Genomic DNA, 24592 nt, shown 5'->3' with positions numbered 1-24592 from the left:
TATGCCACAACAACGATTTACACAAAGACTGACACTGTACTACCTGTGGTACACCCTGCTGTTTTTCATCTTCCTGATCAGCCTGGCGATACTGGAAAAAGAAGGTGTGCCACGTGCATGGATAGGCTACCTGTTCATGTTTGCCACTATTGTTCTGTATGCTGGCATCGGTGTCGTCAGCCGCACCTCAGACATCACCGAATACTATGTAGCCGGACGGCGTGTGCCTGCGGTATTCAATGGCATGGCTACCGCCGCTGACTGGATGTCTGCTGCCAGTTTCCTGAGCCTGGCAGGTGGCCTGTATTTGCAGGGTTTTGATGGTTTGGCCTACATCATAGGCTGGACTGGTGGCTTTTGCCTCGTGGCGATGTTGATTGCGCCCTATCTGCGCAAGTTCGGGCAATACACCATCCCTGATTTTTTGGGCAGCCGCTTTGCCGGTACACCCGAAAACAATACAGTCAGGATACTGGCGGTGTTTGCTACCGTTTTCATTTCCTTTATCTATGTGGTGGCACAAATCTATGGCGTGGGCCTGATCACCTCACGCTTTACCGGCGTAGATTTTTCTGTGGGAATTTTCCTTGGCCTGGCCAGTATTCTGGTCTGTTCTTTTCTGGGTGGCATGCGGGCCGTCACCTGGACCCAGGTGGCGCAATACATCATCATTATTATTGCCTTCCTGATCCCTGTTGGTTGGCTGTCGGTCAAACACACGCATAATCCAGTCGCACCACTGACCTATGGTTCGGTGTTGCCAGAATTGGTTAGCAAAGAAAAACAGTTTGCACTAGATCCCAAAGAGCAGGAAGTCAGAGCTATTTACCGCCAGCGCGCAGATGAATTACAAAAGAAAATCCAGCAATTGCCGCAATCGTGGGAAGAAGGGCGTTTTGAAATACAGCGCAAACTCGACGATTTAAAATCCGGCAATGCTTCACTGCTGGAAATCAAGGCTGCTGGGCGTCTGCTGGCGAATTATCCCAAATCGCCACAAGAAGCAAAAATCCGTTGGACCGATATCAGAGCCAATTATCTGAGCAAGGCACAGCCCGGCTTTTCGCAATACACACCGTATGCCGCCAAAGACAAGAATGAATCGGACAATAAGCGCAACAATTTCATGGCGCTGGCGCTGTGTCTGATGATGGGAACCGCTGCCCTGCCACATGTACTGGTTCGGTATTACACCCCACCTACGGTGAAGGAGAGCCGCGATTCAGTATTCTGGTCGCTGTTTTTTATCATGCTTCTTTACATCAGTATTCCGGCATTGGCCATACTGGTGAAGTACGATATTTATAATTCACTGGTAGGCAGTGAATTTTCCAAGCTGCCCTCCTGGGTGACTTACTGGGCCAGCATAGACAAGATCAATCCCCTGGTAACCATTACGGACATCAATCATGATGGTATCGTCCAGTTAGCCGAAATCGTGCTGGATGGCGACATCGTTGTACTTGCCACACCCGAGATTGCCGGTCTGCCATATGTCGTTTCAGCGCTGGTTGCAGCCGGTGGCCTGGCGGCTGCCTTGTCTACGGCGGATGGCTTGCTGCTGACAATTTCCAATTCGCTGTCGCATGATATTTATTACAAGATCATCGACCCGCAAGCCTCTACCCAGAAACGGGTAACCATCTCAAAATTACTTTTGCTGGTGGTGGCGCTGATAGCTGCTTATGTCGCCTCACTGAAACCTGCGGATATTCTGTCACTGGTGGGTGCAGCTTTTTCAGTTGCAGCATCAACCCTGTTTCCCTCGCTGGTACTGGGTATTTTCTGGAAGCGCACCAATCGCCAGGGGGCAATTGCGGGCATCATTACCGGATTTGTAATCTGTGTATTTTATATGTTATATACCCATCCCCTGTTTGGTGGCAGCACGGCCAATCAATGGTTCAATATTGCACCAATCTCGGCAGGCGTATTTGGTGTGCCAGCAGGTTTTATCAGTATGCTGCTGGTCAGTTATCTGACACCCAAACCAGATCAAAAAACCCTGGAATTGATAGATTTTATTCGACAACCCTGAACCTGTCCGTCACCAGACAGTGTATCGGTATGTTGTTTGGTCAGGCATCCGATAAAATACGAACATGACTACCTCCCCATCCTGCCGCCCTCTGTGCGCTGCCTGCTGCATCGCACCGTCCATTACCAGCCCCATACCTGGCATGCCGAATGGCAAACCTGCAGGTGTGCCCTGTGTGCAATTGACGAGCGATTTGCGTTGTGCCATTTTTGGAAAACCTGAACGACCAGCCTGCTGCTCAGGCTTGCAGGCTTCCATTGACATGTGTGGCAATGACAGGGAACAAGCCATACGCTGGATTGGCGAGCTGGAACAAGCGACCCTTCCTGGCTGACATGCTTAATATGTTGACTTCCTGCCTTTATGTTACTTTTTTTCCAAAAAACAGAGTAATCGACTGCCCATTTGTGAAATACCATAAAAAAGAATGGTATACACGCGAATAATCCAAACTAATTGGTATAGATCAGTCATTTTTTGCGTATAATTTCCACTTGGAAATATATTTTCAAATCATTTCAATGCAGACCAACCAGTAGCATTTTCGTCTGCATTTTCAATTTGTCTTACGACAACAAACAAAATATCTATGATCTTTCAACTTAAACACCTTTCGGTGGGTAAACGCTTAGGCTTGGGTTTTACACTCATACTTGCGCTATTTTTTATTACCACCATCGTCGCCATCTCCCAGCTCAACACAGTTGCCACAGCGACTGACAATTTGCTGAAAGACCCATTGGCAACGGAGCGCATGATCAGTGACTGGTACCGCAATATTCACTCTGGTGTGCGCAGGACCACCGCCATTGCGAAAAGCAGTGATCCTTCACTGGCAAGTTTTTTTGCAGCAGAACAGGAAGAGTCCACCAAAACTTCCAGCGCCCTGCAAAAAGCAATCGCGGAACATATGCAAAGAGCAGATGAAATTGCACTTTTCAAGGAAATCGGTGAGCAGCGGCAAGCTTACCTAAATACCCGAAACAAGGTCGTCGCCCTGAAAAAAGAGGGTAAAGTGGAGGAAGCCAATACCGCTCTGGAGAAAGAATTTCTTCCAGTTTCCGCGATGTACATCAAAAAAATCGAAGAAATGCTTACCTTGCAACGCAAGCAAATTGACGATACTTCAGCAGAAATTCAGCAAACGTATCAGTCAAGCAAAATCCTGTTGATCGTGCTGTCATTGATCGCAGCTTTGTTGTCGGCTATCTGCGCGTGGCTGATGGCATCATCTATTACCAAACCACTTGCCAGAGCCACTGCAGTAGCAGAAAAAATGGCGCAAGGCAACTTGAGTGACATTATCCATATCCAGCGCAATGATGAGATCGGCAAGATGATGCATGCCATCAATGGTATCAACACGGGTTTAAGCGGCGTTATAGGTGAAGTACGTCATGCCACCGAAACGATTCACGTAGCAGCGTCTGAAATCGCTACCGGCAATGCCGACCTGTCATCCCGTACGGAATCGCAGGCCAGTTCATTGGAAGAAACCGCCTCGTCGATGGAAGAACTGACTTCTACTGTTAAACAAAACGCTGACAATGCGCGCCAGGCAAATCAACTGGTGATATCGGCATCCGGCGTCGCTGTCAAAGGTGGTGAAGTAGTCGGGCAAGTGGTTACTACCATGGGCTCCATCAAGGAAAGCTCAAACAAGATCGTGGATATCATCTCCGTGATTGACGGGATTGCCTTCCAGACCAATATCCTGGCCCTGAATGCCGCGGTAGAAGCTGCTCGTGCCGGTGAGCAGGGACGCGGTTTTGCCGTAGTGGCGACTGAAGTGCGCAATCTTGCACAACGCAGTGCCTCTGCTGCCAAAGAAATCAAACACCTGATCGATGATTCCGTTGGCAAGGTCGAGCATGGCAGCAGGCTGGTGGATACTGCCGGTAAAACCATGCAGGAAATTGTTACCAGTGTCCAGCACGTGGCAGACATCATGAGTGAAATCACCGCTGCCAGTCAGGAACAAAGTGCGGGTATTGAACAAGTCAACCTGGCCGTCACGCAAATGGATGAAATGACACAGCAAAATGCAGCACTGGTTGAAGAAGCTGCTGCCGCTGCAGAAAGCATGCGTCACCAATCGACACAACTGTCAGATCTGGTCGCACAATTTCATATCATTGCCCAAGCTGGAGAATCTGCCGCACAGCCCGGACAAACAACACGTGCGGTAGCAGCAGGGCGCCCACCTGTGGTGACACGCAATGCCGCTCAACCAGCCAAGTTGCAGACACCTGCAACACAGAAAAAACTGGTGTCAACATCGAACAAGGACTGGGAAGAGTTTTAAACCCTCTATTGCATATGCTTGAAAAAAACACTGCCGACAGTTTGGGGCAGTGTTTTTTTTATGCGCAGAAAAACCTGCTCACCGTCAGTAACTTCTCGTATAAATAAGCAGAGCAAAATCATCATATCTTGATACGCATGGAATCCCCGCTCAAAAAGAACAGGGAGATTCCATCCTCATTCTGATGTATGCGGATCACCGACTGTTCCAGACTGGCTGCATATAACTTACTGCCATTTGGCCGGAAAATACCCAGCCACATGCGCTGCGTACTGGTGCGGGAATTGGCTGCCAGTAAAAGATAATCGCGCCCGGCGATCTGTGCCTGGCTAGCCTGCAGCTCGCCCATATAAAACGCTGATGGTATGCGTTCCAGCAAAACCCGCAAACCATCATTGTGAACCTGTATCAGCAAGCCATTATCGGTACCTGATCGTACGAAATTGAATTCGTAGGAACCAAGCCGGGTTGGGGTATTACGCCGGATATGGACATGATCTTCAAAATCGGCGAAGTAATTATTACGGTCCGTGCGTGGTTGCTTGGTCACGCTATCCTTGATGATTTCGGTTTCCACATGCTTCTCCTTAAATTCAGGGTAATTCCAGGCTTCTTCTCTGACTACATCACTATCCCGCGCCGCACCTGCAACACCACCGCCAATGATGGGCAGGGGTACAAAGCAGGCACTTAAGCAAGTACTCAAGCAAACACCCACACACATACTCAAACACGTACGAGACAAAGGCACATTGGGTGACCTGCAATTCCAACAGTGTGGAAATGGTCTGGCCAGACTTCTCATCTCAATTCGGGCCTGATCACCAGCCTTCTGCCTGAGCCCGAGGTATCCACCATGGATATACCGTCTGCATGCTCGGTAAATTGCCAGGTACCGTGTGGCAAGCCTATGCGATACACTGCATGACCATCGGTGCCAAAAATCGCCAGCCACATGGGCCTGTGCAAAAAACCATTGGCCACGGTCAGCACATAGGCTTCATTACCTACCTTCAGCTTGGCAGCCTCCAGGCGGCGATAACTTTGTTCGCCAGTAAATACCGGCGCTATGGCTTCACGGACCAGGAACTCACCATTTCTGCTGATCTGCACTTCGTCGACAACATCTGCCGTCATGGCACTGTCGTTGCCGGATACACCAGGCAACAGATGTCGCGGCTTGTAATAACTGACGACAAATTCCTGCAAACGGGCCGGTACCGTGCCATCAACCTGTATGTGGTGAGCAAACTGCGCGAAATGCTGATTGGCATCCGGGAAATGCCAAAGAAACTGCTGCCTCAACAACATGACTTCCACCTGGCTACTGCGATATTCGGTAAACACCTGTTCAAACTGCCCTGCCCCCGCACTTGCCTGTGATGGCTGCGAGGGCATGGTGGTGCTGCAAGCAACCAACCCCGGCAACAGGCTGGCAATAAAGCCATGCTTGTAATAAGAGATGGATTGTTGTGACAACCTGAACATGGGTGATAAGCACTTAATAAAATAAAGACAGGGATAAAGACATAGCCAAAGACGATGCCAAAGTATCGCCATTGCTATTCAGAGAGACAATGAAATTAAGAAAAGTACCGAAATACGGAACCTTAGGTGCAAGGAACTGCCATCTGGCAAGTCTTTATTATTGTTATTTCTATAAATTGAACCTTAGCGGAGGGGAATATGGGCAAAATTCTGCGCAGGCAGGCATGCGTCATGTTAAGCTTCGTGCCGACCAATTCCCTGCTTAATTCCCTCTTTTTAGTGTTGTATGGACTTCATAATCGCGATCAAAATCATCATCATGGGCATCGTCGAAGGTTTGACAGAATTTTTGCCTATCTCTTCCACTGGTCACCTGATCTTGACTGGCAGTTTGCTGAATTTCACTACCGAAACTGCCAAGGTCTTTGAAATTGTCATACAGGCTGGTGCAATTTTTGCCGTATGCTGGGAATACCGCCAAAAAATCATAGGGGTCACTGCTGGTCTGGCAACTGATCCCAAGGCACGCAAGTTTGCTGTCAACCTGATCGTGGCATTTTTGCCAGCGGCTGTGCTTGGCGTCCTGTTCATCAAGAAAATCAAGGCCCTGTTGTTTGCCCCCGTCCCAGTTGCCATGGCCTTCATCATTGGTGGCATTATCATTCTGGTAGTTGAACGCAAGCATAAAAACGTCGATGAACATGATGCTGCCCATGCGCGCGTCCAATCTGTGGATGACATGAGTATCGTCGACGCACTTAAAATAGGTCTGGCCCAATCATTGGGCTTGATCCCCGGCACTAGCCGTTCTGGTGCCACCATCATAGGCGGCATGCTATTTGGTTTGTCACGCAAAGCCGCAACCGAATTCTCATTCTTCCTGGCGATACCAACACTGCTGGGTGCGACGGTGTATTCGTTGTACAAGGCGCGTGAAGATTTGTCGATGGCTGACTTGCCCATGTTCAGCCTGGGTACGGTTGCAGCCTTTATCTCGGCCTTCTTTTGCGTACGCTGGTTGTTGCGTTATATCAGTTCACATAATTTCAATGTGTTTGCCTGGTATCGCATCGCCTTTGGTATCATGATCCTGATTACCGCCTACACAGGTGTCATTACCTGGGCCGACTAATTGGTGACAACCGCAGTGACTGAAGCAGGCAATACCACAACCGATACCGTTGAGCAGGCTCTGCATTTATTGCAGACTGTATTTGGCTACCCCGCCTTTCGCTCGCAGCAGGGCCAGATCGTTGAACATGTCGTCAATGGCGGCGATGCGCTGGTGTTGATGCCTACCGGCGGTGGTAAGTCCCTGTGTTACCAGATACCGGCATTAATACGCGATGGCGTTGGTATTGTCGTATCACCCCTGATAGCGCTGATGCAAGACCAGGTCGACGCCCTGGCCGAAGTCGGCGTGCGTGCAGCATTTTTAAATTCGACCCAGAGCTTTGATGAAATCCTGGCAGTGGAAAAAAAGATGCGCGAAGGCGATATCGACCTTGTGTATATCGCCCCCGAACGCCTGCTGACCCAGCGCTGCCTTGAACTGCTGCAAATCATCAACATCGCCCTGTTTGCGATTGATGAAGCCCATTGCGTATCGCAATGGGGGCATGATTTCCGTCCTGAATACATCAAACTGTCGGCGCTGCATGAACGCTTTCCGAATGTGCCGCGTATTGCCCTGACGGCTACCGCGGACCAGCAAACCCGTGATGAAATCATCCACAGGTTGCAGCTGGAAAACGCGATGCAGTTCGTGTCATCATTTGACCGTCCCAACATCCGTTACCAGATCGTCGAAAAAGCCAATGGCCGCAAGCAGTTACTGGACTTCATCACTGCTCAGCACAGTGGTGATGCTGGCATTGTGTATTGCCTGTCACGCAAGAAGGTCGAAGAAACTGCAGAGTTCTTAAATGAAAACGGCATCACTTCCCTGCCCTATCATGCCGGTATGGATTTACAAGACCGCAGTCGCAACCAGGCGCGTTTTTTGCGTGAAGAAGGTATTGTCATGTGCGCTACCATTGCCTTTGGCATGGGTATAGACAAACCCGATGTGCGCTTTGTCGCCCATCTGGATTTGCCAAAAAGTATAGAAGGCTATTACCAGGAAACCGGTCGTGCCGGCCGCGATGGAGCCAGTGCCAATGCCTGGATGGCGTATGGCTTGCAGGACGTAGTGCAACAGCGCCGCATGATCGATGAATCTGAAGCGAATGAAACCTTCAAGCGGGTACAAGGCGTCAAGCTGGACGCCATGCTGTCGCTATGTGAAACCCTGAATTGCCGGCGCGCCCACATTCTTGAATATTTTGGTCAACAAGCTGGCCCCTGCGGCAATTGCGATACTTGCATCAGCCCCCCCAGTTCTTTCGATGGCAGCGTGGCGGCACAGAAAATCCTGTCCACCGTATACCGTGTCGATCAGCGCTTTGCTGCCGGCCATGTTATCGACATTTTGCGCGGCATTGATACTGAACGGGTTCAGCAATGGCGGCATGACAAATTATCGACCTTTGGCATAGGTTCAGACAAAAGCGAAGCCGAATGGCGGGCCCTGTTACGTCAATTGATTGCACTGGGCATGGTCGCGGTCGACTATGAAAACTATAGCTCGCTGAAACTGACTGAGACATCCCGTGCCGTCTTGCGCGGTGAAATCAAGGTACAGCTACGCCAGTACAAGAAAGCAGAAAAAGCCGTCAAACACAAACGCCAGTCAGCAAAAGACTATGCCGAGGCCGATCTCGACAGCACTGCCCAGGCCGCCTTTGACAAACTGCGCTGGTGGCGTGTGGAAACTGCACGCACCCACAATGTACCGGCCTACGTCATCTTTCCCGATGCCACTTTGCGCGAAATCGCCCGCCAGCAACCCGCCACGCTGACCGCCCTGCGCGCCATATCTGGCGTGGGCGACAAAAAGCTGGAAAGCTATGGCAAAGAGATTATCAGCCTGATTGAAGAATTGCAGGCTTAAGTCTTAAAGCAAGACCTCTCAATACAGAGGCACGGAGACACAGAGCGGCGCCGAGAAAAGCAGAAATATCTTCAGTTCCTGGATTGCCATCTACTTTTTGGTTCCCTCAGTGCCTTCTCTGTGTCTCCGTGTCTCTGTGGTTAGCGGTTCTCTTCGAATCGAATTGACCGGCAATGTCAAAATTTTATTGCGCAGCAGGCTAAGTCGGTTCAGCCAGTATTGCATCAATCTTCCATTTGGCATCACGAATGACGGCGAGCTTGGCCTCGATTTCACTGTTCGCCTTAAAAGGTCCACTGAACTGCTGGGCAATTTCCAGCCCTTCTGCACCATACTTTTGTACTTCACCACTGGCAAACCAATGACCATCAGGCCGCGGAAATGCAATCACAAAAATATCATAATTCTTGTAATGCATAGTCGGTGTTCGCTCGATAGTGGTTTGAAATCTGTTGTTCATGATACCTTCCGGCAGCATCCGATCAGGCATGCTTGCACTCTATAAAATCAATACGAAAACATATGCACGGCCAAGCTGAATATCAATACTGAAACACTGCCAGTACCCTGATACCCCTGTGCGCAGCGCCACGCAAGCGCACCGCACTTTTTTCATTAAAGCGGTATTCCATCCAGATATGATCATTATCAGTTGGTGAATAGCGCAGGGCAAATCTGGACAAGGCATCCTGTTTTTCCTGCTTGCCAGGCACGCTGGCAGACTGACTGTAATACTCATTCGTCACGCGCACATACAGACCCTGTCCATTTGCACCACTTTGTGTATTTCTCGCTCTGCCAGTTAATTGTTCATCAGGAAGCGCCTGAGTTGGTGGGCCATTCAATTCAATCCGGGTAGATATCAACGATTGCCTTGTTGCCGCTTTATCGGTGTCGAACTCAGTGTTATCTGCCAAGCTGGTTTTCTGAGCATCGGCCGGCAAGGCTTTGAACGCCTCCATCTGCTGTTGTATTTTTCCTGTGTCAGCAGACTCTTTTGCGCCCTGTGCACACGCATATTGTGCATACATTATCAGGCTGCAAATGATCAGGACCACATGATGAGCGTTCATGATCATCTCTTCTGGCAGAATGAAGTTAGCAAGATCATGACCAGTACTCCATATTGTTCATGCTTAAGCGCCTCTTGAGATTTTTCTTGAGCGCTTCCATACAACCACACACAGTCGAAGCCTCAGTTCGCTGCGCTGTCAGTGAATGCAGCCCCGTCTCCCTGCAGGCATATCCTGCAGGGAGGTCTTAGAACCAGCTTCCTCGCCCTGCATCCATATTTCTATAGTAGCCACCCGCAATAGAGAATTAAATCGGACTAAGACGATAGTTGCGTAAGACTACGCTGACGCAGTTGCTGTAAAGCAGCACAAATTAGATTGCAAAACAGATATGTGGCTGGCAGACTGGTGCCGGAACGCATTCCATAAACGGGATAAGTTTTAATCCGCAAACAACACCGGAGCCCATGCATGTCCCGCACTGAACGCTTGCTGCAACTGATGCAAATTCTGCGTCGTCATCGCTATCCTGTCAGCGGTGCCGCACTGTCACAGGAACTGGGTATCAGCCTGCGCAGCCTGTACCGCGATATCGCGACCCTGCAAAATCAGGGTGCAAAAATTGCGGGGGAAGCGGGCATAGGCTATGTCTTGCAGCCCGGTTTCACCCTGCCACCACTGATGTTCACAGAGGAAGAAATCGCTGCGATTGCGCTGGGTTCGCGCTGGGTCGCCAAGCAGGCAGACAATAAACTGGCCCTGGCAGCCCGCGATGCGCTGGCCAAAATCGCTTCAGTTCTGCCTGCTGAAGCGCGGCTGGAACTGGAAAACAGCGGCTTGATAATCGGTCCTGACAGCAAAAGTCCTGGTAATGATGAACAATCGCACAAGATACGCATGGCCATACGCAAACAGCATAAACTGGTGCTGGAATATCAGGACGAAACGGGTAATGCCAGCGAGCGAACTATCTGGCCCTGCGCCCTGGCCTTCTTTGACAAGCTTCGGGTCATTGTCGCCTGGTGTGAATTACGTGCCGACTTCCGCCATTTTCGCACGGACCGCATTCAGAGCCTGCAAGTAACGGACACGACATATCCGCGTTCACGTCAGGTATTGTTGAAGGAATGGCGCGAACAGCAAGGGATCAAGCCCGAACGTTAAATATCGTACACAATGGCAAATTTTCTACAAGACTGTATAGTTTCCTCTCTGACTGGTTTCAGTTTTATAATGAGGTTTCACCAGTGATTCAGCCTACATAAAAACCAAGCACAATACGATGAAAGCCAAGACGGACACCGCCCCAGATACATCCAAGTCCGCCAGCAAAGAGCAGCGCCGTTTGCAGATGGCCGATATTGCACGCCTTGCCGGGGTATCCACATCTACAGTGTCCCGCGCATTAAGCGGCAGCACCCTGGTCAATGATGAAACCCGTCAACGCATCGCCGAACTGGCACGCTCATTAAAATATTCCATTAATATCGATGCCCGTAATCTGCGTCTCAAGCAAACACGTACTATTGCTGTGGTCGTGCCCTTTGATTCAGAAACCCGCCAACATCTGTCCGACCCTTTTTTTCTGGGCATCCTGGGTAGCCTGGCCGATGCCCTGACCGACCGTGGTTTCGACATGCTGTTATCACGCATCGATGCAGAACATCTGGACAATGCTGCCCAGATTTTTGATACTGGCCGGGTACTGGGTGTGATTTTGATCGGCCAGTGGCGTCACCATGATCAATTAAACCAGTTGGCAGCACGCCACGTCCCCATCGTGGTCTGGGGGGCGCAATTACCGCAGCAATTATATGTAACTGTTGGTAGCGACAACGTCACCGGTGGACAGAAAGCGACCGAGCATTTGATACGAAGCGGCCGCAAGCATATTGCCTTTTTCGGTGACACACAATTACCCGAAGTGGCGCAACGCTATGAAGGCTATCGCAAGGCATTGGCGCAATACAAGATACCGCTGGACGACAAGTTGGTTGTACCTGCTTCTTTCATAGAAGAAGGTGGCAAGCTCGCCGTTGCAGAACTGTGCAGCCGCAAAGTCCCTTTCGATGCACTGTTTGCCTGTAGCGATTTGCTGGCCATGACCAGTATCAACAGCCTGCGCGACAATAACTATCGTGTGCCGGACGATGTGGCAGTGGTTGGCTATGACGATATAGAATTGGCTCGCTACTTCCATCCACCACTAACAACCGTACGCCAACCCATGGTGCAGGCCGGTCTGGCATTGGTTGATGCCTTGCTGAAACTGATTGAAGACGGCGATAGTAAAGCGCAGCTACTGCCGACTGAATTGATGGTCAGGGCCAGTAGCGTTTAATCAGGAGGTATGCCACCATGTACGGAATGTCTTATGGTGACAATCCTACACAATCGGCTGATTCATTCCCCGTTTTTTCTACCGCCTCATTCTTCACTTCATCAACGATCTCTGCCAGCATTTCATCCACTACCCAGGTATGCAACCAGCCACCGATATCGTTTTCTATCTGAGGATTGTTTGCAGCCGCACGTTCACATACGTCAGCAAAACGTCGCCCTTGACCTAGTTGTCGCAAGGCTTCCGCTTCTTCAGTGACCAGGGATCTGAAATGCGCCTGCAATTGTTTACGCCAAACCACCCAAGTTGTCGCCTGATCAGTATAGACCGGCTCTGGTGGCAGATTATCTTCGTTCAATGCAAGCCATATGGCGACGCCATTCCAGTGCATATCGATGAATTGCAACGAGCTGCTAACACGCAGACCCACAGTTTCCCAATCGCCGACCTCACCCAAATCTGTCAAGTTGAGAACAGCATAATCGGGAGCATCAAAAGCATACCCCAGCACCCATTCAAACTGCGCTAGTTCAGCCACTTGTGGATGCTCAGGAAATTGCTGCTGCAACAAAGTGGAAAACTGATCACCGAACCAGCGCAAATTGCGATGTATCGAAGGGTGGAGATCAATATAGGCAGCACAAGCCTGGTAAAACAGATCGTCCCCCAGATAGCTATGGGTTTTGCCATAAGCTTCCGACAAGGCATCGCGCAGACGCAGGCGATATGCCTGGTAGTAAATATCCAGGCGCGCATCACGGCCAAGGCCGGGAGTAACGGCCAGATGCACATGCATGCTGGCGGCATCACGCTGGCCCAGGATAAATTCCTGGAAGGCCGTTTGCAGGGTCTGGGTGTTATCGGTAGTGCTCATTATCCGATCCCTTATGCGGCTTTGCTGGAAAACACTCTGCCCGCACAAATGCTGGCACTGATGGTGCGTGCTTTGTCCAGTTCTGCCACCAGCTCGGCCAGTGGTGGAATATTGTCATCCCGTTCTATCATGCTGGGTACCGCACCAAAACGGCGTATCGCTTGCGCATATAAATCCCATACGGGATCAGCCACGGCCTGATCATGGGTATCAACGATATGCGTACCATGGTCGCTATGCCCGGCCAGATGTATCTGCTGCACACGGTGTACGGGGATGCCGCGCAAATAATCGCCCGCGTCAAAACCATGGTTGATGCTGCTGACATAGATATTGTTCACATCCAGCAAAATCATACTGTCGGCCTGTTCAGCAATGGCGGCAACAAACTCCCATTCAGACATGCTATCGCTGCTATATTGCAAGTAACTGGATACATTTTCCAGCACCAGCCTGCGCCCCAATACATCTTGCACGCGACGCACATTATTCACCACCAGCTTGATGGTTTCTTCGTTGTATGGCAACGGGAACAGGTCATGCATATTCTTGCCATGTACACCAGTCCAGCAAATATGATCGGATACCCACATCGGTGCTACCCGGTTCATCAAATTTTTCAGATCACACAAATATTCTGGTGTCGGGCCTTGCGGCGTACCTATCGACATCGACACACCATGCATGACCACAGGGTAATCAGCGCGAATAGCATCGAGCATGGCCAATGGCTTGCCACCGGGTACCATATAATTTTCAGACAGGATTTCAAACCAGTCCACCGCCGGCTTGTCTGCCAGTATGGATAGATAATGGTCAGTACGCAGGCCCAGGCCAAAGCCGGCAAAAGCAGCAGCGCTGGTGGGTGTCGTTGAGCTTGTCATAGAATATTTGTACGCAAAACAGGAAAGGACAATGCGCTAATTCTTCAATTAGCGCATTGCGTCAAGCGATCAGGACTTATTTATCCAGATCAATGATCTTGCCGCCTTTTGCCAGGCATTGGCCTGCTGTCGTACCAACAAAGCCGTGGCCTTTGCATGAATTTTGGCCCTTGCAAGCATTTTCTGCTGTTTTGCAATCGCTGGTGCCTTTGCAGCTATTAATACCTGAGCAATGGATAGTATCGCCGGCACTCAGGCTGCTGGTAGCAGCAATAGCATAGCCAGACAAAGCCATAGCAGCAGCGGCAGCGGCGATCAGGGCACCGGTTTGGATAGATTTTTTCATGGTTTTTCTCCGTTAATTTAAGTAATTGAAAATGACTACATCAAGAAATAAGTTCTTCACTTGCCTGGCAAGCCAGCATCAACAAACAGAACTCCACCATCAGTCGGGCGAATTTCAGATTACTTACACTTCCGGAAAAAAATAATTTCAGTTTTTGTTTTGGGCGTATTTCCTGTGGGTACATCACCCCATGTCCGTATCTGCCAGTCGCCCACGGTACAAGGCCGCCACCAGGTCTGACTGGGTCACCATACCTATCAGGCGACGTTCTTCATTGACGATGGGGATGTGATGCAAGCCCTGGTCAGATAACAGAGGTACCAGTTCAACAATATGCAGGTCGCTATGTGCAGTACGCACTGGCTTGCTCATAATTTGCCCAACGACTTCGGGCTTGGATGAGTGCATGACGCGGGTTCGACGTAGCAGTTGCCGCAATTTCTCATCAAATTTCTCATACACGTCCAAATTGGCATTCTTCATGAAATCAACCAGGGTAACGATACCGATAACACGACGTGCCTTGTCAATTACGGGCAAGGCCTTGATTCTGTGCTGGCGCAACAAAGTCCAGGCTTCTTCCAGGGTAGTACCAAACTCAGCCGTAATCACATCTTTGGACATGATGTCTTCACAACTGATTTCACCAAAACGGCGACGGTAAGCATGCATCTCGGTTTGCAGGAACAGGGATTCAAGGTCATCGCGACTGACATCCAGCACCTGATTATATTTTTGCAGTACCTCATCCAGATCTTTGGTTTTAAAACCAAGCCGGTCTATGGGCCGGACATCAATAGTGCCATGCTTGCCAGAATGGTCAGCCTGTGCAGCGTGCGGATAACGACGGCCGGTAGCATTGTTGTAGGCCAGTGCAAACAACATTAGCAAAATAGAGTTGATACCCACCGGTACCAGCACAAACTGATAGCCCAAGCCAAGAATGACCGGCCCACCGAGTACTGCCGTCAATGCCACAGCACCGCCCGGTGGATGCAGGCAACGCAGCAAAAACATGGCCGCCACCGCAAGTGCTGTTGCCAAGGCTGCAGTCGCCACAGTTGGCCCCAACAAAGATACACATATAACCCCTACCAGTGCCGACACCATATTGCCACCTACTATGGACCAGGGTTGTGCCAGAGGGCTCGCCGGCACACCAAACAGCAATACGGCTGAAGCACCTATGGGGGCCAGCAATATCGGTACCGCAGCATATGAGCCCAGCATGGCTCCCGTCAGCAAACCCGTCAATAACAAGCCAGCCACCATACCCATGCAGGCGCGCAAGCGTTCCTGTTTGTCGGCACCGATTTGCGCCGGTAAAAAAGTTTTAAGCCAGATGCCTATATTTTCCAGGGACGACCATTTTCTACGCATGGTGTTTCAATCTATTCGCAAGAGAGCGCAAAGTGTATATGTAAAACGATCGCCTTGTCGCCGTCAGCAGTACTGATTTCGTGAATGAATGCAAGTATAAACCCGGAGCTCCTGAATAAAGCGTCAGGCACAGCCACGCGAGTAAACTGAAGTCCGGCCACAATGCTCGCAACTTCACAAGCTGCGGGTTACTGTCAGCACATGAATAAATCAAGCCGACCAAATTGCAACCGATTGCAAAATACTCATTTTCGATTGAAATATTACTACAAATTCACAGCAAAAAAAGAATGTCATTTATTGTGCATTGCAACAATTTCACTCTTAAAAACAATCCTTGTTGCTTAAAAAGTACACGTAGTTCGGGAAGACATTTATCTTATCTCTCAATTTCTCCTTGATGTAAAATTCGATGGATCCTCATAGCAAGCAATCCTTTGCTTTAACAAAATAGATAGTGCCCAAACTGGATTTTATAAATTACATCAAAAAAACAGTGTTGCGCTTTATTGCAACGCAGCTTTGCAATCGATTGCAAAGAATTTCTATTTACCTGATAATTCTCTTCACCTGCACTACAAAAGATCTTCAACAGCGTTTGCCTTGGCAAACCAGGGATCGCAACAAGCGCCAAAGAGTACGACGGCCAACATCAACCCGATGCCAGCCTGAACGTCCAAAGAGCGCGGCGAAAATTGTTGGAGATCTTTTGTGACGACACAGCCCTGCGCCAACCAGCGTCGTGCTGATGATCACGCACTAAGGTACGAGACATGGCAAGTACAGAGTAACTCTGAACGCGCCCCACAAAAATGATGAAAGCGGAGACAGCAATGAAATCATCACACATCAAGATGACGCGTATGGCCAGCGTCATTTCCCTGGCAGTACTGCAAATGAATACCGTATGGGCACAAGATACAACACCTGCACAGGACAAGGAAAAAAATTCCCTTAATCTGAATTCCGTCATCGTGACGGGCACAGCGATTGGCACATCAAAGATGAAGGCCAGCGTCTCCATCAGTACCCTGGATGCAGACCAGATCGCACAATCGTCACCGACCAACGCGGCAGAAATTTTGCGCGCCATTCCCGGTGTACGTTCTGAATCGTCGGGTGGAGAAGGCAATGCTAACCTGACAGTACGTGGCGTACCTATCTCTGCCGGTGGTGCGCGTTACGTGCAATTCCAGGAAGACGGCTTGCCGTTGCTGCAATTTGGCGACATCGCCTTTGTCACACCAGACATGTATCTGCGTGCCGATGGCAGCCTCAGCCATCTGGAGGTGGTACGTGGCGGTACAGCATCAACGATGGCAACCAATTCACCAGGCGGTATCATCAACTTTATCAGCAAGAATGGCAGCGAACCTGGCGGCAGCATAGGTATCAGCAAGGGTGTGGATTTCAGCCAGACCCGCTTTGACTTTGATTATGGCGCTGCATTGTCGAACAAGACACGCTTCTTTGTTGCTGGTTTTTACCGCAACGGTGACAGCTCCCGCCCAGCTGGAGTAACAGCAGAAGATGGCGGCCAACTGCGTGCAAATATCACTCACGAACTGGATAATGGCTATCTGCGTCTGAGCATCAAGCATCTTGATGACAAGACCCCGATGAATATGCCGGTCCCCGTCCGTACCGTCAATGGCAACATCTCTGAATTGCCTGGTATAGACCCACGCACTGCCAGTTTTTATTCCCCATACTGGACGCGCGACATTGTCCTCGACAGCAACAATAATAAAATATCGACCAATGTGAATGACGGCCTGCATGTGGTCAACAATGCATTCGGTGCGGAAGCATCCTTGAAGATTGCTGATGGCTGGACGCTAGATGAAAAATTCCGCAAATCCACCAATACAGGCCGTTTTATTTCTATATTCCCAGCTGACGCAGGTGTCAGCGGCACCGCAGCAAGCAATATGACTTATGCCACCGGCCCCAATACAGGTAAGGCATACTCGGGCGCAGCATTTACGGCCACCGTATTCAATACCTCGATTGATGACCTTGGCAGCACCGTCAACGATATGAAATTGTCCAAGGTGTTTGAAACAGGCAGCGGCAAATTCGCTACCACCGTGGGCTGGTATTCGTCACTGCAAAACCTGGGTGTGACATGGAACTTCAATCAATATCTGATGCAGGCCAGCGGTGATAAGCCAGCCCTGCTCAATTCGAACGGCACTATCGCTGGCTCTCCCGGCTTGCTGGCACAAGGTACCGACGTGTTTGGCGGCTGCTGTAACCGCAATATCGACGCGCAATATAAAACCAATGCCGCCTACGCCAATCTGGGCTGGGAAAGTGGTAACTGGAACCTGGATGGCAGTCTGCGTTATGACAAGCAAGATGCCAGCGGTACCTTTAACCAGGCCGTCAACCAAAGATACCTGGCTGCCAATACCAAGTTCATCAATTATGGGGTTAACCACACTTCCTATTCCGCTGGTGCGAATTATCGCGTAACCAAGGATATTGCTGTATTCGCCCGCGTCAGCGAAGGTATCGCTTTCAATGCTGACCGCATCATGTTTGGCAATCCGCTTGACGGCAGTACACCGATCAGCACCAATATCGTCAAGCAAACTGAAGCAGGCGTGAAATGGAAAGCTGGCAACCTCAGCAGCTTTGTCACCCTGTTCCAGGCCAAGACTGCAGAATCAAATTTTGAGGCAACAACACAAAAGTTCACTGCCAACAATTACGATGCCAAAGGTGTGGAAATTGAATCCAGTTATCGCTATGAAGCCTTCCGTGTGACTGGCGGCCTGACTTATACCAATGCCAGTATCACTGCAGCCAATGACAAGTCTGTCATCGGCAAGACTCCGCGTCGCCAGGCTAGCTACACCTATCAGATAGCACCGACCTACACTTTCGGCAATGCGGTCATCGGCGCCAGTTTGATCGGTACCAGCAAGTCTTATGGTGACGATGCCAACACGTTGATCTTGCCTGCTTTCAACGTCCTGAACACCTTCGTCAACTACAACATCAACGACCAGATCCAACTGTCGCTGAGCATCAACAACCTGACGAACAACATAGGTTACACCGAAGTGGAAGGCGACGGTCACGCAGCAAGATCCATCAACGGCAGAAGTATCAGAGCATCGCTGAAGTATAGCTTCTAACACTTCGCATATGCAAAGAGGCCTTGCATAAGCGAGCGACGCAAGTTTGGGTTAAGAAGCGCAGTTGTACCTGAATACGACCGCGTGCTTGCAAAACAGCAGACCCAAAATCGCGCCACGCAGCAGTTTAGGCAAGGCCACAAACAGTTTACGTCCCTGGTAGCACTTGGGCTCCCTCTACATCTCTAACATGTAAAGGGAGCCATTTTCTCCATTTCCTGTTTTTCTAAGGCCCAGCCTGTACCATGTCAGTACCACTCAATACAGACCGATTGTTAGCATGCTTGCTCGCATGTATTGCTCCCAGCATGCAGGAACGCGTCAGCAGCAGATTTCATCAGCATTTCCCTGTCCTTTACCATAAGCTGCAACATCTGTATGCAAACCAATTCAACAATGAACAGGCGTTTGAGCTGTGGTTGATGAGCCTGCTTTCCACTGCAGGTAACAGCGTCGCGCTACGCCCTGCCAGCCTGCTGGAACAGGATCAGCAAAGAAGTGAAGACAAACAATGGTTCACCAAAGAAAACATGCTCGGCTATTGCTGTTATGTCGACCGCTTTGCCGGTGATTTGAAAGGGGTGCAGCAACGCATCCCACACCTGCAAGAACTGGGAGTCAAATATCTGCATCTGCTGCCGTTTTTAAAAGCCCGCACCGGCGAAAATGATGGCGGTTTTGCAGTTGCTGATTTTGATGCCATAGAACCTCGCTTTGGCAACATGCAGGACCTGGAAAACCTGTGCGACGCACTGCGTAAAGCTGGTATCAGCCTTTGCTCTGACTTTATCCTCAATCATGTGGCTGATGACCATCCTTGGGCGGTAGCAGCAAAGAACGGCGACGCCAACTATCGCGATTATTTTTATCACTACCCTGATCGTAGTGAACCAGATGCGTTTGAAAAAAACCTGGGCCAGGTCTTCCCCCAGGTTGCGCCTGGCAATTTCAGTTACGTAGCCGACATGCAGGCATGGGTGTGGACCACCTTTTACCCTTATCAATGGGATCTCAATTATCGTAACCCAGCCGTATTTGCCGATATGGCCGCCGCCCTGTTACGTCTGGCTAACCACGGCGTTGAAGCCTTCCGACTGGATTCAACTGCATTCTTGTGGAAACGTGCAGGCACAAAATGCATGAACCAGCCTGAAGCACACCAGATTTTGCAAGCCCTGCGCAGTCTGGTGGATATCGCTGCACCTGGTGTCCTGCTGAAAGCAGAAGCCATCGTTGAAACCGCCGAATTGCCTGCCTACCTAGGGAGTAAGGATGGAACTCAGACGATCAAGGAATGCCACCTGGCCTATCATAGCAGCCTGATGGCAGCATCCTGGGTCGCCCTGTCCGAGCAAAACACCAGCCTGATACGTCATGTGTTTGACGCCACACCAACGCTTCCGGAACAAAGCAGTTGGCTGAACTATGTACGCTGCCATGACGACATAGGCTGGAACGTGTTGCGGCCAGAGGCAAGTCTGGACGCTGAAGATGTACAACAGCGATTGGCACGGGTATCCCGTTTCTTTGCCGGCGCAGAGAATAGTTATGCACGCGGGGCCAGCTTCCAGGCCAGCGACCCAAACGCTGTACATGGAACAGTCGGCATGGCATCTGCATTAACTGGTTTTGCCAATGCACAAACCACAGAAGAAAAATATCTGGCCAGGCAACGCCTGCTACTATTGTACGGACTCAGCTTTTGCTTCGGCGGTATGCCCTTGATTTATATGGGTGATGAACTGGCACAGCCGAACGATGAAGCCTACCGGCAAATCGCTGCCCAGGCAGAAGACAGCCGCTGGCTGCATCGGCCAGCTTGGGATGAAAATTTGTATCAACAACGCCACGACAGCCTCAGCCATACCGCTGCAGTATTCGGTGCCCTGTGCCATATGCTGCAAATACGCAGGCAATTACCGCAATTGTCAGCAACAGCTCCACGTCTGTTGCTGACAATTGCATCCCCTGCCTTGCTGGCTTTCATGCGTGGTTCGGCAGAGCAGCCTTTGCTGTATCTGGCAAATTTCTCAGAAAGCAGCGTCAGCATCGATATCAATGCACTGCTGGCAGGCTATGATATTCCCGCACAGGTATGGGTGAATCAATTGGACAGACTCGATGTAGGCACGACCGTGACTTTGACGGCATATGCGCAATTATGGCTGACACAGAAGAATGAATCAGGAGCAAAAGCATGACCAGCAAACCCATCGTCATCTTTGGCGAAACCCTGATCGATGATTTTCCCGATCAGCCTGTCGTTGGTGGTGCGCCTTTCAATGTTGCCCGTACGCTGGGCTATTTTGATTGCGCTCCTTTGATGATTTCAAGTGTGGGTGACGACCCAACGGCAGCATTGATACGCGCCGATATGCAACGCTTCAAGCTGACAACATCAGGTTTGCAGACCGACAAACTTCACCCTACAGGTCGTGTCAAAGTCACCCAGGAAGATAGCAGCGACAAGACCAGACATCATTTTGAAATTTTGAATAATCAGGCTTACGACTACATCGATTCACAGGCTGCAGCTCAAACTATGCAGCAAAATTGTCCATTGCACGATCAGGGTATTTTTTACTTTGGGACACTGGCACAAAGAAACGCCACATCGCGCGACGCGCTTTACAGCTTGCTGCAACAAACCAAAGCCATCAAATACCTGGACCTGAATTTGCGTGCCATGCAATACAATCTGGCAAGCATAGAACAATCACTGCTGTTCGCTGACATACTCAAACTGAATGAAGAAGAATTACAGATACTGGCAGAAATTTATCTGAACAAGGTCAAGTCAGACGCCGATCACGCGGTTGGTGACACCGAATTACAAGAACATGCATCAGCACTGCTCAAACTCTTTGGCCTGCAAGCTATCCTGATCACGTTGGGTGCACGCGGTTATGCTTATATGGACAAGGCCGGACTTTACCTGCGCAGTGCGGCAGAACCCATCAAAGTACAGATCGTTGATACGGTTGGTGGTGGCGATGCTTTCTCTGCCATCTTCTTGCTTGGATTGCAGCGCGACTGGCCGCTGACCGTCAGCCTGCAGCGCGCGCATGAGTTTGCAGCCGCCATTTGTGGCGTGCGTGGGGCGGTTGCCACGGATCTGGAATTTTATTCACAGTGGCAACAGCGCTGGGATGCAGAGACACCTGCAACTAGCGACCACAGCGGAGTTGGTAAATGAATTCAACGACCGCGACCGCACAAAAAACTACCAGCAAGCCGCGCCTGTCTTTCTGGCAAATCATCAATATGAACTTTGGCTTCTTTGGCATACAGTTCAGCTTTGGCCTGCAACAAAGTAGCATGAGCCCCATCTATGCCTACCTGGGTGCAGATGAAGCCAGCCTGCCCTATTTGTGGCTGGCCGGGCCCGTTACCGGCCTGCTGGTGCAACCGCTGATCGGTGCCATGAGCGATCGCACCCTCAGCCGCTGGGGGCGACGCACACCGTATTTTCTGGTCGGTGCCATTCTCTGCAGCCTGGGTCTGTTAATCATGCCCTTCAGTTCTACACTGTGGATGGCAGCCGGTTTGCTGTGGATACTCGATGCGGCCAACAATGTGACCATGGAACCTTACCGCGCCTTTGTCAGCGACAAGCTTGATGCCAGCCAGCACTCGGTAGGCTTCCTGACACAAAGCGCCTTCACCGGTCTGGGCCAAACCCTGGCTTACCTGACGCCATCGATACTGGTAGTAGCAGGCATGAACAGCAATAGTGTGAACAGCCATCATATCCCCCACATCGTCATTACTGCCTTTATCATCGGTGCCGTATTTTCAATTGCCTCCATCTTGTGGACATTGAAAACCTCGCCAGAAATTCCGTTGACACCAGATCAACTGGCACAAATAAAAAAACAGCCAGTGGGCTGGCGCGCTACTCTGACAGAGATAGGCCTGGCCATCAAGGAAATGCCGCCCACCATGCGTCAATTGGCCCTGGTCAAACTGTTCCAGTGGTATGCGATGTTTTGCTACTGGCAGTACATCATGCTGTCGCTGGGTCGCACCATATTTGGCACCAGCGATCCCGGTTCTGCCGGCTTTCGGGAAGCGGGATTATTGAATGGACAGATAGGGGCGTTCTATAACTTCATCGCCTTCATTGCCGCCTTTGCCCTGGTACCATTTACCCGCCGCTTTGGCCCCAAGATCAGCCATGCAACTTGCCTGACACTGGCCGGCATGTGCATGTTCAGCATACCGGCAATACATAATCCTTCAATGCTGTTCATCCCGATGCTGGGTGTGGGCCTGGCCTGGGCCAGCATCATGGGCAACCCCTACATCATGCTGGCGGGCAGCATACCTGCGGAACGCACCGGCGTGTATATGGGTATCTTCAATATGTTCATTGTCATTCCCATGATCATACAAATCTTCACCCTGCCACTGTATTACCACGCCTGGCTGGGTGGTAATCCTGAAAACGTCATACGACTGGCTGGTGTTTTGCTGATTTGTGCGGCGGCAGCGGTGGGTTTGGTGAAGATAGCAAAAGCGTAACGGGGTGATTTGATTTGCCATTCTTTCAGATACAGTCTATTTCTTGAAAAAATCCGGCTTTTCCAGAACCTCCATTTATCCAGAAAATAACGACAGCTTTATCATTTTCTGGATATTTGAAGCTGGTGGAGCCGACGACTGTATCCGGCTCTTCTGATAAATTTTACCTGCAATAAAAATCACGATAAGCAAGAGCAGGACACCTGCAATTGCCCCAAAGCGAGCTTTAACATCATTAGTCGTAGTTATCTTATGATTTTCTTTCAGATAATCTGCTGCGGCGTCACTATGCTTTGAATTGACTTTGACATACCATTGCGTCAAATTCTTGCGACTGGTTACCATGTACACCCATACTGGATAAGATTGAACCATGCGCACCAACAAGTCAAAATTCGCTTTCAAAAATTTCTCATCGGGATTTCCATCTTCACGCACTTTGCGTAAGACCACCCAGAACTGGTCGCGGGTTTTCTTATCTTTAGCCAAAAACATCTCTCTTTCCAGCAAAGCGTTGTTCAGCACTTGCCCCACTTGACCGAAATTGAGTAAATCCTTTCTTCTTTTATCCCAGGCAAAGTATTTTATTGCAGCATCCAACAGATTTCCATCACCAGCATGCCAGCCTTCGGCAACATGGGTGGCAACTCTGCGTTCAAACGTATGGTGCGACCATATAGAGATATGATGTCCATCCCCGAGTATTTGCAACAGACAGCTCTCTGCATTTCCTTCTGCATCATCCAATTTCGCCAATTCCCGCAATAGGTCATCAAACAAAACTTGTGCAACTTCTTCTGGATTTTCAATTGAAAGCTGACCCTTCATCCAAGGAGGGGTCAAATCAGTATTTTGCTCAGCGGATTGTTGCCTCTCTTCCTTGGGTTTCGTATCAGTGAGAGATAATTCCAGCAATTCACTTTTCTGCTCAAGTACAAATTCGTTGAGGGTAGAATCGTGGGCCGAATCAGTATTTACCCTTGTTCTTTCAATTTCCGAGCCAGGTAGTAGCCGCGTTTCAGGTTCTTCTAGCACAACAAAGGTCTTCAGCTTACTACGCAAGCGCGCCCATTCGAGTGCTTGTTCATACGATTCACGCAAAGCCTGAAAACCAGCCGGGTTGCTTTCCTGATCAATCTGTTTCAAGCTTTTTGCATAAGCGCGTTTAACTGCACGTTCGTCAGCATCGACAGACAATTCATGGTCATTAAAGAATGCCGGCAAGTGTTCCATCATGCAATTGCCTTTAACGTCGACAGTC

20 protein-coding genes are annotated in these 24592 nt (G+C 50.0%); 11 read left to right on the top strand and 9 right to left on the bottom strand.

Annotated features, from left to right (window positions below):
- The first annotated feature begins 1 nt into the window (after position 1).
- From AC1RVX_RS12905 to AC1RVX_RS12895, 3 genes are all read left to right on the top strand, one after another.
- The gene (locus AC1RVX_RS12905) at positions 2-2038 is read left to right on the top strand and encodes a sodium:solute symporter family protein (protein WP_493216990.1); all 2037 of its coding nucleotides are present in this window, start codon (positions 2-4) and stop codon (positions 2036-2038) included.
- 64 nt (positions 2039-2102) lie between these two features.
- Positions 2103-2372 carry a YkgJ family cysteine cluster protein gene (locus tag AC1RVX_RS12900; protein WP_493216989.1) on the top strand — a complete coding sequence of 90 codons (270 nt, stop codon included), beginning with the start codon at positions 2103-2105 and terminating at the stop codon, positions 2370-2372.
- Positions 2373-2627: 255 nt separating this feature from the next.
- The gene (locus AC1RVX_RS12895; RefSeq protein ID WP_493216988.1) at positions 2628-4343 is read left to right on the top strand and encodes a methyl-accepting chemotaxis protein; all 1716 of its coding nucleotides are present in this window, start codon (positions 2628-2630) and stop codon (positions 4341-4343) included.
- A 121-nt stretch (positions 4344-4464) separates the two neighbouring features.
- On the opposite strand, the gene AC1RVX_RS12890 is transcribed toward AC1RVX_RS12895, so the two are convergent.
- A complete protein-coding gene (locus AC1RVX_RS12890) occupies positions 4465-5049 on the bottom strand; it encodes a hypothetical protein (protein ID WP_493216987.1) in 585 nt (194 codons plus the stop codon).
- 95 nt (positions 5050-5144) lie between these two features.
- Positions 5145-5831: a hypothetical protein gene (locus AC1RVX_RS12885; RefSeq protein WP_493216986.1), complete on the bottom strand. Its 687-nt coding sequence runs from the start codon at positions 5829-5831 to the stop codon at positions 5145-5147.
- 286 nt (positions 5832-6117) lie between these two features.
- Between AC1RVX_RS12885 and AC1RVX_RS12880 the strand changes: the two genes are divergently transcribed.
- The gene (locus tag AC1RVX_RS12880; protein ID WP_493216985.1) at positions 6118-6963 is read left to right on the top strand and encodes an undecaprenyl-diphosphate phosphatase; all 846 of its coding nucleotides are present in this window, start codon (positions 6118-6120) and stop codon (positions 6961-6963) included.
- A 3-nt stretch (positions 6964-6966) separates the two neighbouring features.
- The gene (gene recQ, locus AC1RVX_RS12875) at positions 6967-8823 is read left to right on the top strand and encodes a DNA helicase RecQ (protein ID WP_493217118.1); all 1857 of its coding nucleotides are present in this window, start codon (positions 6967-6969) and stop codon (positions 8821-8823) included.
- 199 nt (positions 8824-9022) lie between these two features.
- Here the strand turns inward: recQ and AC1RVX_RS12870 are convergent, their stop codons facing one another.
- Together AC1RVX_RS12870 and AC1RVX_RS12865 are read right to left on the bottom strand one after the other, a co-directional pair.
- Positions 9023-9283, bottom strand: coding sequence for a hypothetical protein (locus tag AC1RVX_RS12870; RefSeq protein ID WP_493216984.1), 261 nt, complete (start codon positions 9281-9283; stop codon positions 9023-9025).
- Positions 9284-9365: 82 nt separating this feature from the next.
- Positions 9366-9896 carry a hypothetical protein gene (locus AC1RVX_RS12865; protein ID WP_493216983.1) on the bottom strand — a complete coding sequence of 177 codons (531 nt, stop codon included), beginning with the start codon at positions 9894-9896 and terminating at the stop codon, positions 9366-9368.
- Between the two features lie 411 nt (positions 9897-10307).
- On the opposite strand from AC1RVX_RS12865, the gene AC1RVX_RS12860 reads away from it, so the two are divergent.
- Complete coding sequence (locus tag AC1RVX_RS12860; RefSeq protein WP_493216982.1) at positions 10308-11000, top strand: helix-turn-helix transcriptional regulator; 693 nt, start codon at positions 10308-10310, stop codon at positions 10998-11000.
- A gap of 118 nt (positions 11001-11118) precedes the next feature.
- Complete coding sequence (locus tag AC1RVX_RS12855) at positions 11119-12177, top strand: LacI family DNA-binding transcriptional regulator (RefSeq protein ID WP_493216981.1); 1059 nt, start codon at positions 11119-11121, stop codon at positions 12175-12177.
- Between the two features lie 31 nt (positions 12178-12208).
- Here the strand turns inward: AC1RVX_RS12855 and AC1RVX_RS12850 are convergent, their stop codons facing one another.
- The 4 genes from AC1RVX_RS12850 to AC1RVX_RS12835 form a co-directional block, all read right to left on the bottom strand.
- Entirely contained in the window at positions 12209-13051 is an 843-nt protein-coding gene (locus AC1RVX_RS12850; protein WP_493216980.1) for an HvfC/BufC family peptide modification chaperone, read from the bottom strand.
- 11 nt (positions 13052-13062) lie between these two features.
- Positions 13063-13935: an MNIO family bufferin maturase gene (bufB, locus tag AC1RVX_RS12845; protein WP_493216979.1), complete on the bottom strand. Its 873-nt coding sequence runs from the start codon at positions 13933-13935 to the stop codon at positions 13063-13065.
- A 76-nt stretch (positions 13936-14011) separates the two neighbouring features.
- Positions 14012-14281: a BufA2 family periplasmic bufferin-type metallophore gene (gene bufA2, locus AC1RVX_RS12840; protein WP_493216978.1), complete on the bottom strand. Its 270-nt coding sequence runs from the start codon at positions 14279-14281 to the stop codon at positions 14012-14014.
- Positions 14282-14464: 183 nt separating this feature from the next.
- A complete protein-coding gene (locus AC1RVX_RS12835) occupies positions 14465-15661 on the bottom strand; it encodes an HPP family protein (RefSeq protein ID WP_493216977.1) in 1197 nt (398 codons plus the stop codon).
- Between the two features lie 833 nt (positions 15662-16494).
- Between AC1RVX_RS12835 and AC1RVX_RS12830 the strand changes: the two genes are divergently transcribed.
- The 4 genes from AC1RVX_RS12830 to AC1RVX_RS12815 all read left to right on the top strand — a co-directional run bounded on the left by AC1RVX_RS12830 (position 16495) and on the right by AC1RVX_RS12815 (position 23331).
- The gene (locus tag AC1RVX_RS12830; protein ID WP_493216976.1) at positions 16495-18807 is read left to right on the top strand and encodes a TonB-dependent receptor domain-containing protein; all 2313 of its coding nucleotides are present in this window, start codon (positions 16495-16497) and stop codon (positions 18805-18807) included.
- Positions 18808-19229: 422 nt separating this feature from the next.
- On the top strand, positions 19230-21008 hold the full coding sequence (locus AC1RVX_RS12825; RefSeq protein WP_493216975.1) for an alpha-amylase family glycosyl hydrolase: 1779 nt from the start codon (positions 19230-19232) through the stop codon (positions 21006-21008).
- Positions 21005-22003, top strand: a complete 999-nt coding sequence (locus AC1RVX_RS12820; RefSeq protein WP_493216974.1) for a PfkB family carbohydrate kinase — start codon at positions 21005-21007, stop codon at positions 22001-22003. Before AC1RVX_RS12825 ends, AC1RVX_RS12820 begins: the two co-directional genes overlap by 4 nt.
- Positions 22000-23331, top strand: coding sequence for an MFS transporter (locus AC1RVX_RS12815; RefSeq protein WP_493216973.1), 1332 nt, complete (start codon positions 22000-22002; stop codon positions 23329-23331). The genes AC1RVX_RS12820 and AC1RVX_RS12815 overlap by 4 nt, the downstream gene beginning before the upstream one ends.
- Positions 23332-23406: 75 nt before the next feature.
- On the opposite strand, the gene AC1RVX_RS12810 is transcribed toward AC1RVX_RS12815, so the two are convergent.
- The gene (locus AC1RVX_RS12810; protein WP_493216972.1) at positions 23407-24567 is read right to left on the bottom strand and encodes a hypothetical protein; all 1161 of its coding nucleotides are present in this window, start codon (positions 24565-24567) and stop codon (positions 23407-23409) included.
- Positions 24568-24592 lie beyond the last annotated feature (25 nt).

It is taken from the genome of Undibacterium sp. GW821-FHT11B02 (genome assembly GCF_058808955.1).
This window is presented reverse-complemented; position numbering and strand designations above follow the sequence as displayed.